Genomic DNA, 611 nt, shown 5'->3' on the forward strand with positions numbered 1-611 from the left:
CTGCAAATGTGAAGGGAGTGTGGCGGAGATGGCCAGCCCATTCAAAGGTTTTTTGAAACAATTGTTGGTGGATATAGCATAGATAAGCGCAATCAAAATATTCTGGTAGGGATTCTGCACGCAGATTCATCATTGCTTGTTCCCTATCATGTAAGCATTTTTCCAGAAGGAGTTTTAAATCTGTTTCTCCATATTTATTTTTGAGTATTTGGGTACCAGGATAGATATAATTATGGGGAGAAGCGGTGGAGATATTTTTTGCTTTTGCTTTTGGCATTGTTAACTCCTTATCATGTCGCACTGTCCATGAGAGTGTTAAATTCTTCTCATGAAATATTCCCCCTCGCATGTTCTTTTGAGATTTCAAGCTTTGAACGAGGGAAGAGGGATCCCTCAAATTCATGAGTGTTTTTGCTTGTACCAATCCTTATCTTGGTGCTTTTTTCTTTTTTTAAGAGAGAAGGATCGGTCTTTGTTGTTTTCATGAATGGTGTCTTTTTATTTTTTGTGAAAAATTTTTCTAGGCGATTTTCCTGTAAAAGAGCTTTCTTCAAAAGTTTCTTGAGAGGTATCTTAAGATAGATATGATTGGTACGCATTGTTTGGTGATG

At 37.0% G+C, this 611-nt stretch carries 1 pseudogene; it reads right to left on the reverse strand.

What is annotated here, in order from left to right:
• Positions 1-277, reverse strand: a pseudogene (locus ACFINO_RS11075) (adenosine monophosphate-protein transferase); the annotation flags it as partial.
• Positions 278-611: the final 334 nt, after the last annotated feature.

It is taken from the genome of Bartonella sp. AA83SXKL (genome assembly GCF_042196965.1).
Lineage (GTDB): Bacteria > Pseudomonadota > Alphaproteobacteria > Rhizobiales > Rhizobiaceae > Bartonella.